The sequence below is a fragment of the uncultured Stenotrophomonas sp. genome, from assembly GCF_913778665.1.
Lineage (GTDB): Bacteria > Pseudomonadota > Gammaproteobacteria > Xanthomonadales > Xanthomonadaceae > Stenotrophomonas.
The window spans coordinates 43,836-57,884 of the sequence record NZ_CAJYVQ010000014.1 but is presented as its reverse complement, the minus strand read 5'-3'; the positions used below and the strand labels follow the sequence as shown (position 1 = coordinate 57,884).

Genomic DNA, 14,049 nt, shown 5'->3' with positions numbered 1-14,049 from the left:
CAGAGCCTGTCCGGTGCAGGGCGCACCACAGGCAACGGAGGCGCCACGGTCAGCCGTGGCACCGGAACTTCAGAGCCAGTCGCGCGGCACCAGGTAGTCGGCCAGGCGCGCCTCGGCGCTGCCGGCCTCCGGGCTGAAGCCGTACTCCCAGCGCACCCGCGGCGGCAGGCTCATTAGGATGCTTTCGCTGCGGCCGCCGCTCTGCAGCCCGAACAGGGTGCCGCGGTCATAGACCAGGTTGAACTCCACATAGCGGCCGCGGCGGTACAGCTGGAACTCGCGCTCGCGCTCGCCGTATGCGCTGTCCTTGCGCTGCTGCACGATCGGCAGATAGGCATCGAGGAAGCCATCACCGACCGCCCGCAGGTAGTCGAAATCGCGCTCGAAGTCGCCGTGCAGGTCGTCGAAGAACAGACCGCCGACACCGCGCGTTTCATTGCGATGGCGCAGGAAGAAGTACTCGTCGCACCAGCGCTTGTGTGCGGCATAGCGTTCCTCGCCGAACGGCGCGCACAGGTCGCGTGCGACCCGGTGCCAGTGCTGCACGTCCTCGTCGAACGGATAGAACGGGGTCAGGTCGAAGCCGCCACCGAACCAGCTGGCCACCACTTCACCGTCGCGCTGCGCCTGGAAGAAGCGCACATTCGCGTGGGTGGTCGGCACGTAGGGATTGAGCGGGTGGAACACCAGCGACACGCCGGTGGCGCGCCAGGAGGCACCGGCCAGTTCCGGGCGGTTGGCCGAGGCCGACGGCGGCAGGCGGCTGCCGGCCACGTCGGAAAAGCCGATGCCGGCCTGCTCGAACACCGCACCGTCACGCAGCACGCGGGTACGCCCGCCACCGCCCTCGGCACGCTGCCACAGGTCTTCCTGGAAGCGGGCCTGGCCATCGACGGCCTCGATCGCCGCACAGATGCGGTCCTGCAGGTCGGTAAGGTAGGCGCGCACGCGCTCGAATTCGTTCATGGCGCGTACTTTACCGCAGGGCCCGGCCGAAGCTGCGGACAGGCCCTGGCCGGCTCAGCGCTTGCGGTTGGGGTTGCGCGGTACCGGAGTGTCGTCCACTGCCGCCTCGTCAACCGCCTTCTGCAGGGCACCGCCCAGCGTGATCAGCTCCCAGTTCTGGGTTTCGAGCACGTCGCAGGCCACATGCAGGCCGCTGCGGTCGGCCTTGCACAGCTGTCCCAGGATTCGACGCGCATCCACCTCCGCACCGTTGCCCTGCGCGGTGACCAGGCTCTCGCACCCTTCGCGGACACCGGCGCGGCAGACAGTGGTGTAGTGCTCTGCGGCCTGCAGCCAGTGCCCGGACAGCGCAAGGCGGTTGCCGAGAATGTTGCAGCCCTGCAGCTTGCCCTGCGCGCAGCAGGCCCCGGCACCGTCCTCGTTGGCCAGCGCCAGCGGGCAATCCTGCGGCAGTGGCAGCACCTTGAACTGCTTCGGTGCACTGCACCGGGTCGGGCCCTTCCCGGTGGGGACGAACACCTGGAAGCGGGTCCAGTTATCCAGGCCCAGCAACTGCCCGCCCGGCAGCGGGCGCAGCACGAAGTCGCCATCCCGGTCGTGGCGGATGCGGATGTCGCCCGCTTCGACACGTGCGCGAAGATGGCTGCTCCAGCCGACACCGACCAGGCCGTTGTCACCGAAATCCAGCGTGTCCATCAGGCCGCCGTCGGACCGGTAACTGCCGCAGGGCAGGACCGTTGCCGGCTGCGGTCGCAACGATGCACCCACCGCCTGCAACGCCGGCAGGCGCTCGCAGGTGACGGTATCGTTGCCGGGGGGGCAGGCTGCAGCCAGGGCCTGTACCGCCTGCTGGGGATCTCCCGCCTCCCAGGACAGCTCAGCCACGCGGGTGCAGAAGCCGCCGTGCGGTACCTCGCGGCACAGCCGCAACAACTGTTGCCGCCGCTCGGCCGGAACGATCGCCGGCACGGTCGGCGCTGCCATCGTCACCACGGCTTCGGTCATGGCTGCGGTCATCGCCGCCTTGACCAGCTGCTCCTGCACCGCAGGGTCGGCCTCGAGTGCGGCGGCACACGTCGCGGTTCCCTGCTCGAAGCCACCGTCGTCACAGGCGGCGGGGAGTTTGACGCCGGACAGGGCGGCGTCCAGCGCTGCCTTTGCCAGAGCGGGATCGGCCTCGACCGTAGGTTTGGCCTCCTCGTGCCAACGATCAGCCAGTTGCAGGCACATGCCGGGTACGCCTTCCCGGCACCCTGCTTCCAGCGCGGTCGGGCTTGCTTCGCGACGGTTGTCCAGGCACGCCGCCGCATCGGCCAGGCAGCTGCCTTCAGGCGGCGCAGCTGCTGCGGCGCACTGTGCAGGGGCCTGCAGGATGTAGACCGTGCCATCCACCTCGACCGTCCGGCCACGATCGCGCACCTGCAGCGCGCTGGGCAGGCCGTACTCCAGGTTCACCAGTTGCAGCTTTCCGTCGATCTGCTGGAAGGCGACCGGAGACGGGGCACTGCCGACGTGTTTCTGCTCGCCGCGGTTCGGCGAGCTGATACGCAGCGTACCGCTGCCTTCATCGGCCTTGAACAGGCCGCATTGTGGCGATTGTGCGGCGGCCATCGGCGCGGCCAGCAGCAGCGCCCAGGCCAGCCAGCGGCGGCGCGGTGCGGGTGAAAGCATGTCGTCTCCTTGACGATCGAACGGGAAACTCCAGGCGCTACGGCGAACCATGGCCCTCGCGCGGGGGCGTGCATTGTGCCGTGCCGGGCACGGGTTGATAGCGCTGGTAGCCGGTCTGCTCATCCATGCCGAGCAGGTCGCCATTGCCGAGCTGGCGCAGGACAAGGGCTTCACCGTTCTGCTGCAGGTGGATGGCGCCGTCATGCAGGCGGCCACGCGTGCCATTGCCGAAGTCGAGCCTGGCGATCACGCCACCATCGGCCTGGTAGCGGCCGCACGGCACCCGGTGGGCCGGGACGAGGCGCAGATCCGCACCGAGATCGCGCAGCGGTGCGACACGTTCGCAGGCGCTGACGCGCCCCGCATCGCAGACCACCTGCAGCGCCTGCACCGCCAACGCAGGTTCCAGTGCGATCAACTGCTGTCCGGCCACTTCGATGCAGAAGCGGCCACCACGGTGCTGCAGGCACAGCTGCTGCAGACGTTCGCGTGCAGCGGCCGGAAGCGGCAAATCCAGCGTGCCTTCATCTTCCCCTTGCAGGCGTTCACCTATCCGCTGCATGGCGGCAGCCAGCGCATCGTCAGTCAGCGCCTCGCAGGCCTGCGGGTCATGCCCGGGTGTGTGTTCGCGGCAGGCGGGCGGGCGTTCAAAGCGCGCGTGGCCGGTGTCATCGTTCCCGGCCGCCGTTACGCCATCGCGCAGCTGTCGCAACAGCGCTGAGCAGCCCGCGCCCATGCCCTCGCTGCACGCGCGCTGGGCCTGGCCGGGTGAAGCCGTGGGCAGCTGCGCAATGCAGTGGCTGCCGGCGGCGCGGCAGCTGCCGTCGATCGCGCCGGGTTCGGTGGCGCAGGTGCGGGACTGGCGCAGGGTGTAGGTCGCCCCCACGTCGTCCTCGATGCGCTGCCCATCGGTGCTGATCCGGATCCCCTGCGCCACGCCATCGTCGAGCATGACCAGGCGCGTCTGCACCGCACTGCGATCAACCCACAGCGGCTGCGGTTCGCTGCCGTCATCGTGGCGGTAGCCGGTGCTGGGGGTGGTGAACACCAGCGCCACACCGCCATCGGCGCTGCGGTACTCGCCACACTGCAACGCATCGGCGCCGGCAGGCCGCGCGACGAACAGCAGCAGTGCGGGGAGAAGGCTCAGCAGGCGCATGCGACGGTCCTTGTCGTGCGGGAAAGGGAGGGGGCTCAGTGGAAACGCGAGCGGATGTCCGGCCGCAGCAGGCGCCACGCCAGCCAGCCCTGCAGGCCGAGGAACAGGACCGACGTGCCGAGCAGGGTGAAGGTCATCATCCAGCGCCGCGGCTGCATCGATTGCTGCATGCCCGGGTCGTCGGCGAGCAGCACGATCACCTCGCGCATGAACACGTCCAGCCACCAGGTGATCGCGAAATTGGCCAGCGCGCTCAACAGCAGCATCATCACGAAGCTCCACAGGCCCCAGCGACGCTCCCGCAGCAGGCCCCAGCTGGCCACGGCCGAGACCAGGCAGAGCAACGCGGCGATCATCGAGGCAGCCACCGGGTGCGCCAGCAGCCAGGTCAGGCTGTGCATCTGCCGACGCTGTACTTCACCGGCCAGCAGTTGCCAGAGTGGAACGTCGCGCAGCGGCCACGCCAGCAGGCCCTGCAGGAGGAAGTAGCCGGTCAGCAGCGCGGACAGCCAGAAGGAGGCCTGGACCAGCGGTCGAATCCACGCATGGTAGGGCGAAGGCTGCAACGAGGGCGACGGGAGCGGCACTGACATCCGGTGTCCTTGCAATTGGTGCCCGCACGGTCAGCGGGCCGTCACCCGGGTGGCGACGGCCGGCAGGATATGGTGTTCGCTCAAGGGTGCCAAGGGCAGGCCATGCGGCGGCTGCAGCGGCACCCAGGCCAGTTCGGCGATCTCGGCGCGCACCTGCGGCGTGCCATCCACCTGCACCCACCACGCCTGCGCCTGCACGCGGTGGCCCGGTTCATTCACCGCCCAGTCCTCGAAGCTGCCCAGCGCGATGGCGTCGGCGGTGCGCAGCTGCACGCCCAGCTCCTCGTCCAGCTCGCGGGCCAGTGCCTGCAGCGGTGCTTCGCCGGGTTCGGGCTTGCCACCCGGCTGGATGAAGCGGCGGGCACCGTGCTTGCGCACCACCAGCGCCCGACCGCGGTCATCCAGGATGACCGCGGCCACGATGTGGATCGTGGCCGCGGTGTTGCTCACTTCAGGTTCTGCTCGAACAGCTTGAGGATGCGCTTGTACTGGTCCAGCCAGGAATCGGCACGGGTGTAGCCGTGACGTTCCAGCGGGTACGGTGCGATCGACCAGTTGTCCTTGTGCAGCTCGATCAGGCGCTGGGTCAGGTGCACCGAATCCTGGAAGAACACGTTGTCATCCATCATGCCGTGGGCGATCAGCAGGTTGTCCTGCAGGTTCTGCGCGTACTCGATCGGCGAGGACACGCGGTAGGCCTCCGGGTCGATGTCCGGGGTGTTGAGGATGTTGCTGGTGTAGCCGTGGTTGTAGTTGTGCCAGTCGACCACCGGGCGCAGCGCGGCGCCGGCCTTGAAGGTGCCCGGTGCACGGAACAGCGCCATGAAGGTCATGAAGCCGCCGTAGGAACCGCCGTAGATGCCGGCGTGGTCACGGTCACCCTGCTGGGTGTCGACCAGCCAGTCCAGGCCGTCCTTGTAGTCTTCCAGTTCCGGGTGGCCCATGTTGCGGTAGATCGCCGTGCGCCAGTTGCGGCCGTAGCCCTCGCTGCCGCGGTAATCCATGTCCAGCACGATGTAGCCCTTCTGCACCAGCAGGTTGTGGAACATCTGCTCGCGGAAGTAGGCCGGGTAGCGCTGGTGCACGTTCTGCAGGTAGCCGGCGCCATGCACGAACATCACGATCGGGTACTTCTTGCCGGGCTCCTTGGTTTCCGGCTCGTAGTACTTGGCCCAGACCACGCCGGCGCCGTGCTTGGACGGCACCGCCACCAGCTTCGGCTGGATCCATTGGCGCGCCTTGTAGTCGGCGGTGCGGGTATCGGTCAGTACGCGCGCCTGGCCACCGGTGCTGGGCAGCACCGCCAGCTGCGGCGGCAGGTAGGCGCCGGAGTAGCGCACCAGCAGCTGCTGGCCGTCCGGAGACAACGAGAAGTCTTCCACGCCGTTGAGGCTGGTCAGCTCGCGCACCTGGCGGCTGCCGGTGTCGACTGCACAGACTTCGTAGTCATGCGGCGCCTGCTGGTTGCACAGGAAATAGAAGCCCTTGCCATCGGCCGACGGTACCGGTGCCGAGGTTTCCCACTTGCCGCTGGTCAGCGCCTGCGGCTTGGCGCTGCCGGCCTGGGTGTACAGGTGCGAGAAGCCGGATTCCTCCGACAGCAGCCACAGCGTGCGGCCATCGGCCATCCAGCCGAAATCATTGAACCCCCAATTGATCCAGGCGTTGTCGGTGAGGCGGTGGCGGTTCTGCACGCGGCCATCGGCGGCGTTGACGCTGATGATCCAGCGGTCCTTGTTGTCGTTGGCGCGCAGCATCACCGCGGCCTGCTGGCCGTCGGCGCTCCAGCGGATGCCGCCGCCCATGAAGTCGCTCATCACCTGCACGCTGCGCTCGCCCTTCAGCGCATCCTTGCCGGCCTTGCGGCGCAGCTCGGCCAGCGGGTCGGTGCCGATGCCCGGCAGGCCGGCCAGCGAGAGCTTCTCGGCCTTGCCGGTGCGCACGTCGACATACCACAGGGTGTGCGGTTCGAAGCCGTTGCGGCCGACGCGGGTGCGGGTGTCCTCGGTTTCCTCGTAGCCCGATTCGGTCACGTACAGCGGCATCTTGCTGGTGCGGCCGTCGTCGAAGTCCTTCGGCTTGGTCACCACGATCAGGTGGGTCAGGTCCGGCGACAGCACGCTGTCACCGATCTCGACGTCGGCGCCCAGGTACACCGGGCCCGGTGCGCGGGTCGGGTCGGCCTGGCGCCAGCGCTGGTCCTGGTCCTTCAGCGCTTCGCGCTGGTCACGGTCGCGGCGCAGGGTTTCCAGCGTGCGCAGCTGCTGGTCGCGCAGCACGTCGGCCTTCGGCGCCGTGCGCGGGTCTTTCTCGGCCTTCAGGCTGGCCACCTGCTGCACGCCGCTGGCGGCGGTCCAGTGGAACCAGTTCTGGCCGACGCGCCAGATCACGCCGTTGTCGGCAGCGAAGTTCACGTTGCCCGCGCGCTCGTTGCTGCGGGTCAGCTGGGTCAGCGCGCCGCTGCGCAGGTCGCGCACGAACACATCGCCATTGCGCACGAAGGCGCTGCGGCTGCGGCTGCGGTCGTAGACCGGCTCGGCCACGTCCAGGGTGCCGCGCTGGTCATCGGCGACCTGCGCGGCCACGCCGCCGGTCACCGACTGGCGGAAGGTATCGCGTACCGGGCTGCCGTTGCGCTTGAGCTGGTATTCCACCTGCTGGCTGTTCCACGACCACCAGGCCTTCTCGACCGGCGGACCGATCCAGTCCGGGTCGGCCATGGCCTGTTCGATGGTGATCGGCGTCGGCGCAGCATGCGCGGCCGGTGCGGCCAGCACGGCCGACAGCAGGAGGGACAGGGGCAGCACTCGGGACATGGGCGGACGGCACCAGAAGAGGAAACCGGCCAAGGGTAGCAGCCGCCCGCGCCGGGGGAGGGGGCCACAGGTCATGCAGACCGCTTGGGCAAAGGGCCGGCGGCGCCCAGTCTGGCGCATGATGGGCGCCTGATCCGGAAGGAACCGACCATGTACAGCTACGACTACTGCATTTCCCTGGGGGTGCAGCACCCCGTGCGCTCCAGCGCCGACATCGCGGCCCGGCTGGGGTTGGAACGCGGGTTCTTCCGCGATGTGGGCACCGACCTTCGTGACGCCGATGGCGGGTTGATCCGCGTGTATGCGCACACCTGGGTGCTGTTCAAGCTGGCCGAGGGCAAGGGCGGCTGGCTGATGGACGCTTGGCCGGAGGTCGTCGGCACACTGCAGGCGCGGGCGGCCGTGATCGAGGAACTGACCCAGGAAGGGGCCGAAATCGGCCTGCGCATCGGCGTGTTCGGCAAGCAGGCCTGGGCCGGGTTCGTGCTGGACGACGCGCTTGTAAGGCTGATGGCGGACCTGCGGCTGGGCTTCCAGCTGGAAACCTACTTCCCGGATGCACCGGTCGAGGCCGAAGCCGGCGAGGCGTCCTGACGCATCCACTGCAACCGGTTGCCGGGCCTGCGCATCCAATCTCCTGTACCCGCATCATCCACCGAACAGGAGCCCGACCATGCAGGAACTGATCCCGATCACCCTCTTCATCTGCATCGCCTACGCGATCCATGCCGTCGCCGATGCGCGTGCACGCAGCAAGCTGGTCGCCCCGCACGTGCCCGAGGAAGTGATCCGCTCGCTGGCCGGGCTGGAAGAAGAGCGCCGCCGCCAGGGGGCGCTGCGCTGGGGCATCAGCCTGGTCAGTCTGGCCATGGCCATGGCCCTGCTGGAAGCCATCGGTGCACGCGAACTGACCTTCGGCGCCGCCGCCGCGATGGTCGGCAGTGCCGGCCTCGGCCAGCTGCTGGCGTGGCACTTCACCCGTCCCGTCGTCCGCAAGGGCTGACCGGCACATGCCACGGGCGCCCGGAGTGCACTGCGCATGAGCCTGCTGGGCGGTGCCCTGGCCGCGCTGCGCGGGCGTCATCGCGACGCCCCCGTGGAGGTGCCGACTGCGTGGGAGGACGACCGCGCGCTGGTGGCTGCCATCATCGATGGCTCGCAGGCGGCGTTCGCGCAGCTGGTGCAGGCCCATCAACGCACCTGTGCGCACGTGATCGGGCGCATGGTCGGTGACCGCGACCAGGTGGCCGATCTGCTGCAGGAGACCTTCCTGGCGGTGTTCCGCCAGCTGCACCGGTTCCGTTTCGAGTCCTCGCTGCGCACCTGGGTTTCGCGGGTGGCCTACACCACCGCGCTGCAGCATCTGCGCCGGCGGCGCCTGGAGATGCAGTGGATGGTGGCAGTGGAGGTGCCCGAGGAACTTGGCGTCGGCGACGAAGGCCCCGGCCCGGCCGAGCTGAGCGAGACGCTGCAGGCTGGACGCGAACTGGGCGCTGCGTTGGAGCGCCTGACCCCGCCGCAGCGCCTGATCGTGGGCCTGCACTACCTGGAGGATTTCGATCTGGTCGAGATCGAGCAGGTGACCGGGCTGGCGCGCGGTACCATCAAGAGCCACCTGTTCCGCGCGCGGCAGACCCTGAAACAGGAGCTGACGCGACGCGCCACCGCCGGAGAGCTGCTGTGAGCGAAGCCAACGACCCCCGCGATGCCGATGCGTGCGCGCTGTCGCAGGCGCTGCGCGAGCAGGAACAGCAGGCACCGGCGCCGGATGTGAGCGACGCGCTTCAGCAGCGGCTGAAGGCGGAAACGCGCGACAGTGGCGTGCTGTATGTGGTGGTGCAGGTGCTGTTGTTTGGCGCGCTGTTGGCCGCAGCGGCCTGGTATTTCTGGCACTGAGGCACCCGCCGGGTGATGGGCCGCTCCAGTCGTTGTGGGTAGATGCCGACCATGGCCGGTGCCCGGGTGCGTGGCAACCCAGGTTGGCAGTTACCAGAGCGGTCAATCGGTAGCGCCAGGTGATGCCCGGCGGCCTTCACGCCGCCCTGCGACAAAGTGAAGCAGCGCGTCACCCGGTCGCATCCCACGTTAACGAAATCCTCCTAAAGTGGTCCTGTATCCCACCGGTCGCAGGCAGGAGGCGTCCCTTGGACGCGTTGTTGTTGTCACGGATCCAGTTCGGATTCGTCATCAGTTTCCACGTGCTGTTCCCCGCCTTCACCATCGGTACGGCCAGCTGGCTGGCCTTCATCGAATGGCGCTGGCTGCGCACGAAATTGCCCGTGTGGCGCGAGCTGTATTTCTTCTGGCAGAAGATCTTCGCGGTGTCGTTCGGCATGGGCGTGGTCAGCGGCATCGTCATGGCCTTCCAGTTCGGCACCAACTGGCCGCGGCTGAGCGAGGTGGCCGGTACGGTCATCGGCCCCCTGCTGACCTACGAAGTGCTGACCGCGTTCTTCCTGGAAGCCAGCTTCCTCGGCGTGATGATGTTCGGCTGGGGCCGGGTCTCGCCGCGCCTGCATTTCCTGTCCACCTGCATGGTGGCGCTGGGCACGCTGTTCTCCACGTTCTGGATCCTGTCGTCCAACAGCTGGCTGCATACGCCGGCCGGCTACGAGATGGTCAACGGCATCGTGCATCCGGTGGACTGGTGGCAGGTGGTGTTCAACCCCTCGTTCCCCTATCGCCTGGCGCACATGGCGCTGGGCTCGTTCATCACCACCTGTTTCGTGATCGGCGGCGTGGGCGCGTGGTACCTGCGCAAGGGCACGCACGTGGAAGCGGGCCGGCGCATGCTGATCGCCGCCGTGGCGTTCGCCGCGCTGACCGTGCCGGTGCAGATCTTCGTCGGCGACATGCATGGCCTGAACACGCTCAAGCACCAGCCGATGAAGATCGCGGCGGTGGAAGCGCACTGGCATGAAACCCGGGAAGGCGAGGGCGTACCGCTGGTGGTGTTCGCGCTGCCCAACGAGAAGGAAGAGCGCAACGATTTCGAAGTGGCCATCCCGAAGCTGGGCAGCGTGATCCTGACCCACAGCCTGGACGGCACCTTCGACCCGCTGACCTCAGTACCGGCCAGCGAGCGGCCGCCGGTGATGCCGGTGTTCTTCGCCTTCCGCATCATGGTCGGGCTGGGCACGCTGATGCTGTTGCTGGCCTGGGTATCGGCGTTCCAGCTGTGGCGGAACAAGCTGCTCGATTCGCCGTGGCTGCTGCGCGGCTGGAACTGGATGCTGCCCAGCGGCTTCATCGCGCTGCTGTCCGGCTGGTTCGTCACCGAGATGGGCCGGCAGCCGTGGGTGGTGTATGGCCTGCTGCGCACCGCTGATGCGGTCGGCCCGCAGAGCGCATGGATGACGGCGTTGTCGCTGGGTGTGTACGTGGTTGGCTACGCCTTCGTGTTCGGCTGGGGCATCTGGTATCTGGTGAAGATCCTGCGCCACGGGCCGCAGCCGTACGCCGAAGGCCCTTCGCTGGACCACGGCAGCCATACCCCGGCGCGCCCGTTGTCGGCCGCCGACGAACCGCTGGAGGAGCGCTGACATGGACCTGATGACCTGGCTGCCGGTGGCATGGTTCGCGGTGATCGGTTTCGGCGTACTGATGTACGTGGTGCTGGACGGCTTTGTGCTCGGCATCGGCATCCTCGCCCCGTTCGCCGAGGACGAGGACCAGTTGGACCTGATGATGAACACCGCCGCGCCGATCTGGGACGGCAACGAGACCTGGCTGGTGCTGGGCGGCGCCGGCCTGCTGGCGGCGTTCCCGAAGGCGTATGCGGCGCTGCTGTCGGCGCTGTACCTGCCGGTGCTGCTGCTGGTGGTGGCACTGGTGTTCCGTGGCGTGGCGTTCGAGTTCCGCTTCAAGGCACACCGTTCGCGCCGGCTATGGAGCGTGGCGTTCGCGCTCGGTTCGCTGCTGGCCACGTTCGCGCAGGGCGTGATCCTGGGCACCCTGGTACAGGGCATCCCGCTGGTGGGCGGTGTTTATCAGGGCGGACCGTTCGCTTGGTTCAGCCCGTTCGCAATGCTGACCGGTGCCGCGCTGGTGGCCGGCTATGCGTTGCTGGGCAGCACCTGGCTGATCCTGAAGACCGAAGGGCGCGTGCAGGCGCTGGCGCGGCAGCTGACCCGGCCGCTGGTGGTAGCGGTGATCGCGGCGATGGGCCTGGTCAGCAGCTGGCTGCCGTTCCTGGATTCGCGGCTGATGGAACGCTGGTTCAGCGACGGCAACTTCTGGTGGCTGTCGCCGGTGCCGCTGCTGACTCTGGCGGTGGCGGCCGCGCTGTGGCGCAGTGCCAACCATCCGCGCCGCGACCTGCCGCCGTTCCTGCTCAGCCTGGCGCTGTTCGTGCTCGGCTTCCTGGGCCTGGTGCTGGGCATGTGGCCGTACCTGCTGCCGCCGTCGATGACGCTGTGGCAGGCCGCGGCGCCGGCCTCCTCGCTGGGCTTCACCCTGGTCGGGCTGGTTGTTCTGCTGCCGGTCATCCTCGGCTATACGGCATGGTCCTACCGGGTATTCCGCGGCAAGGTGCACGCCGATACCGGTTACCACTGATCGATCCAAACGCGGACTCGATGGTGCCGGGCCCGCGTTGGGGAATGTGAAACCTGCACACCCTGTGCCGGACGTGCTAGCGTGCGCTCCTTTCCGGCGGCCAGGGGGGCAGCCGGCGACGTCCTGGACGGACGCACGGCCGCAGGAATGGGGGGCCGCCGCGCGTCGCCGTAATGGCTCGTGCCTATCGTTCTCCCATTGAAGCACCACCGCTAAATGATCGAATTCTCCATCGTCGACTGGGCCGCTTGGGCGCCCGGCCTGAGCGAGCGCAGCCAGTGGCTGCGCTGGGCCGAGGCACCGTACCTGCCGCAGGGGGATGACACCCCGGCGCTGGCCGAGGTGCCGGCGATGCAGCGCCGCCGCATCGAGCGGCTGGGCCGGATGGCGATCCAGGCCGCGTGCTGGTGCGAGGACGGGCAGGGCGCTGACAGCGAGGTGCCGCTGGTGTTCGCCAGCCGCCATGGCGACGTGGCCCGTTCGATGGACCTGTTGGGGGCGCTGGTCGACGAGCAGCCGCTGTCGCCGACCGGGTTCGGCCTGTCGGTGCACAACGCGATCGCCGCGCTGTACTCGATTGCCCGTGGCCATCGCGGCAACTACCTGGCGCTGGCCGCCGGGCAGTCCACCGTGGAGGCCGCCTGCCTGGAGGCCGCGGGCCTGCTGGCCGATGGTGCCCGCGAAGTGCGGGTGGTGGTGTATGAATCATCGCTGCCGCGTATTTACGCGACGTTCGCCGATGAACCCGACCCGTTCTTTGCCTGGTGCTGGAGACTGACCGCGCCCGCTGCGGGGCACCCGACCCTGTCGCTGCAGTGGCAGCCGGCCGAAGGCCAGGCAGACACCACGCCGGGCACGCTGCCACACGCGCTGGACCTGCACCGTTTCCTGCTGTCGGCTGCGCCGGCGCTGGAGCACGTGACCCAGGGCCATCGCTGGCGCTGGAGGCGTCGTGGCTGAGCTGCGGCGACGCCTCGACCATGCCTGGCGGGTGTTCGGTACCGGCCTGAGCTTCGCCGCGTTCGGCGTGGGCGGGCTGCTGCTGGGCCTGCTGGTGATGCCGGTGCTGATGCTGATGCGTGATCCGATGGCCCGCCGCCGCCGGGCCCGCCGGCTGGTGCAGGCCGCTTTTGCCAGCCATGTCGGGCTGATGTGCCGGCTGGGCGTGATGACTCTGCAGGTCGAAGGGCGCGAACGCCTGCAGCGCGACGGTTTGCTGATTCTGGCGAATCATCCGACCCTGATCGACGTGGTCTGCCTGATCGCGCTGTTGCCCAACGCCGATTGCGTGGTCAAGCGGGCCGTGGCCCGCAACCCGTTCATGCGCGGCCCGGTGCGGGCGGCCGGCTACATCTCCAACGATGATGGCGCTGGCCTGGTGGACGATTGCGTAGCGGCGGTGCAGGCCGGCGGCACCCTGGTCATCTTTCCGGAAGGCACCCGCAGCGTGCCCGGGCAGCCGCCGCGGCTGCAGCGCGGCGCGGCCAACATCGCCGTGCGCGGCCGGCTGGACATCACCCCGGTGCGGATCACCTGTACCCCCCCGACCCTGACCAAGGGACAGAAGTGGTATCGTGTACCCTCACGTCGCTTTCACGTTCGGCTGCAGATCGGCGAAGATATCCCGATCGCGCCTTTCCTGGCCGAAGACGACTCGCCAAGGGGGGATGCCTTGGCGGCACGCCGCGTTACCGAGCACCTTTCTCGTTATTTCGACCTGTCTGGAGAGCCGCCCCGTGCAAGCACTTGAGCACGAGATCAAGGAATTGATCATTTCCTCCCTTTCGCTGGAGGACATCACGCCGGAGGACATCGATCCGACCGCGCCGTTGTTCGTCGAAGGCCTCGGCCTGGATTCGATCGATGCGCTGGAGCTGGGCCTGGCGCTGCAGAAGAAGTACGGTGTCAGCCTCTCGGCCGATTCGGAAGAAACCCGTCGCCATTTCTCCAGCGTGCGTGCGCTCGGCGAGTTCGTCGCCGCCCGCCAGTCGTAACGGCGCCAGGAACTGCCATGACCAAGAATGAACTGTTTGAACGCATCGTCAGCATCCTGACCGACAGCTTCGAGATCGAGCCCGCGCGGATCACCCCCGAGGCGCGCCTGTACGACGACCTGGACATCGACAGCATCGATGCGGTCGACCTGATCGTGCAGCTCAAGCCGCTGCTCGGCCGCAACCTGCAGCCGGAAGCGTTCAAGGCCGTGCGTACCGTGCAGGACATCGTCGATGTCGTGCACGGGTTGCTGCCGGACCAGGCAGCCGCCTGACCGCAGCGCCGGCGGCTT

16 protein-coding genes are annotated in these 14,049 nt (G+C 68.3%); 10 read left to right on the top strand and 6 right to left on the bottom strand.

Translation table 11 applies throughout. The features are described 5' to 3' along the window. Positions 1 to 69 precede the first annotated feature (69 nt). The 6 genes from hemF to QZ853_RS20250 are packed head-to-tail and all read right to left on the bottom strand — an operon-like array spanning position 70 to position 7,205. Positions 70 to 966 carry an oxygen-dependent coproporphyrinogen oxidase gene (gene hemF / locus QZ853_RS20275; RefSeq protein ID WP_295579579.1) on the bottom strand — a complete coding sequence of 299 codons (897 nt, stop codon included), beginning with the start codon at positions 964 to 966 and terminating at the stop codon, positions 70 to 72. Positions 967 to 1,020: 54 nt separating this feature from the next. Next, on the bottom strand, positions 1,021 to 2,637 hold the full coding sequence (locus QZ853_RS20270; protein ID WP_295579576.1) for a hypothetical protein: 1,617 nt from the start codon (positions 2,635 to 2,637) through the stop codon (positions 1,021 to 1,023). A gap of 37 nt (positions 2,638 to 2,674) precedes the next feature. Continuing rightward, positions 2,675 to 3,796, bottom strand: a complete 1,122-nt coding sequence (locus QZ853_RS20265) for a hypothetical protein (protein WP_295579572.1) — start codon at positions 3,794 to 3,796, stop codon at positions 2,675 to 2,677. Between the two features lie 35 nt (positions 3,797 to 3,831). Next, positions 3,832 to 4,389 carry a hypothetical protein gene (locus QZ853_RS20260; protein WP_295579569.1) on the bottom strand — a complete coding sequence of 186 codons (558 nt, stop codon included), beginning with the start codon at positions 4,387 to 4,389 and terminating at the stop codon, positions 3,832 to 3,834. A gap of 30 nt (positions 4,390 to 4,419) precedes the next feature. Next, positions 4,420 to 4,839, bottom strand: coding sequence for an NUDIX domain-containing protein (locus QZ853_RS20255; RefSeq protein ID WP_295579567.1), 420 nt, complete (start codon positions 4,837 to 4,839; stop codon positions 4,420 to 4,422). Then, a complete protein-coding gene (locus QZ853_RS20250) occupies positions 4,836 to 7,205 on the bottom strand; it encodes a S9 family peptidase (RefSeq protein WP_295579563.1) in 2,370 nt (789 codons plus the stop codon). The genes QZ853_RS20255 and QZ853_RS20250 overlap by 4 nt, the downstream gene beginning before the upstream one ends. A gap of 150 nt (positions 7,206 to 7,355) precedes the next feature. Between QZ853_RS20250 and QZ853_RS20245 the strand changes: the two genes are divergently transcribed. The 10 genes from QZ853_RS20245 to QZ853_RS20200 all read left to right on the top strand — a co-directional run bounded on the left by QZ853_RS20245 (position 7,356) and on the right by QZ853_RS20200 (position 14,031). Next, on the top strand, positions 7,356 to 7,799 hold the full coding sequence (locus QZ853_RS20245; protein ID WP_295579560.1) for a hypothetical protein: 444 nt from the start codon (positions 7,356 to 7,358) through the stop codon (positions 7,797 to 7,799). 79 nt (positions 7,800 to 7,878) lie between these two features. Beyond that, positions 7,879 to 8,208: a hypothetical protein gene (locus tag QZ853_RS20240; protein ID WP_295579557.1), complete on the top strand. Its 330-nt coding sequence runs from the start codon at positions 7,879 to 7,881 to the stop codon at positions 8,206 to 8,208. A 36-nt stretch (positions 8,209 to 8,244) separates the two neighbouring features. Continuing rightward, a complete protein-coding gene (locus QZ853_RS20235) occupies positions 8,245 to 8,889 on the top strand; it encodes a sigma-70 family RNA polymerase sigma factor (protein ID WP_295579546.1) in 645 nt (214 codons plus the stop codon). Next, positions 8,886 to 9,101: a hypothetical protein gene (locus QZ853_RS20230; protein WP_295579535.1), complete on the top strand. Its 216-nt coding sequence runs from the start codon at positions 8,886 to 8,888 to the stop codon at positions 9,099 to 9,101. Before QZ853_RS20235 ends, QZ853_RS20230 begins: the two co-directional genes overlap by 4 nt. A gap of 248 nt (positions 9,102 to 9,349) precedes the next feature. Then, on the top strand, positions 9,350 to 10,747 hold the full coding sequence (locus QZ853_RS20225) for a cytochrome ubiquinol oxidase subunit I (RefSeq protein WP_295579525.1): 1,398 nt from the start codon (positions 9,350 to 9,352) through the stop codon (positions 10,745 to 10,747). 1 nt (position 10,748) lies between these two features. Beyond that, on the top strand, positions 10,749 to 11,762 hold the full coding sequence (cydB, locus tag QZ853_RS20220) for a cytochrome d ubiquinol oxidase subunit II (protein ID WP_295579510.1): 1,014 nt from the start codon (positions 10,749 to 10,751) through the stop codon (positions 11,760 to 11,762). Positions 11,763 to 11,978: 216 nt separating this feature from the next. Beyond that, the gene (locus tag QZ853_RS20215; protein ID WP_295579499.1) at positions 11,979 to 12,722 is read left to right on the top strand and encodes a beta-ketoacyl synthase chain length factor; all 744 of its coding nucleotides are present in this window, start codon (positions 11,979 to 11,981) and stop codon (positions 12,720 to 12,722) included. After that, positions 12,715 to 13,512 (top strand): lysophospholipid acyltransferase family protein, encoded by a 798-nt coding sequence (locus QZ853_RS20210; RefSeq protein ID WP_295579489.1) that lies wholly within the window; start codon positions 12,715 to 12,717, stop codon positions 13,510 to 13,512. The genes QZ853_RS20215 and QZ853_RS20210 overlap by 8 nt, the downstream gene beginning before the upstream one ends. Then, positions 13,499 to 13,756: a phosphopantetheine-binding protein gene (locus QZ853_RS20205; protein WP_005411610.1), complete on the top strand. Its 258-nt coding sequence runs from the start codon at positions 13,499 to 13,501 to the stop codon at positions 13,754 to 13,756. The genes QZ853_RS20210 and QZ853_RS20205 overlap by 14 nt, the downstream gene beginning before the upstream one ends. Positions 13,757 to 13,773: 17 nt before the next feature. Continuing rightward, complete coding sequence (locus QZ853_RS20200) at positions 13,774 to 14,031, top strand: acyl carrier protein (protein WP_057497823.1); 258 nt, start codon at positions 13,774 to 13,776, stop codon at positions 14,029 to 14,031. Positions 14,032 to 14,049: the final 18 nt, after the last annotated feature.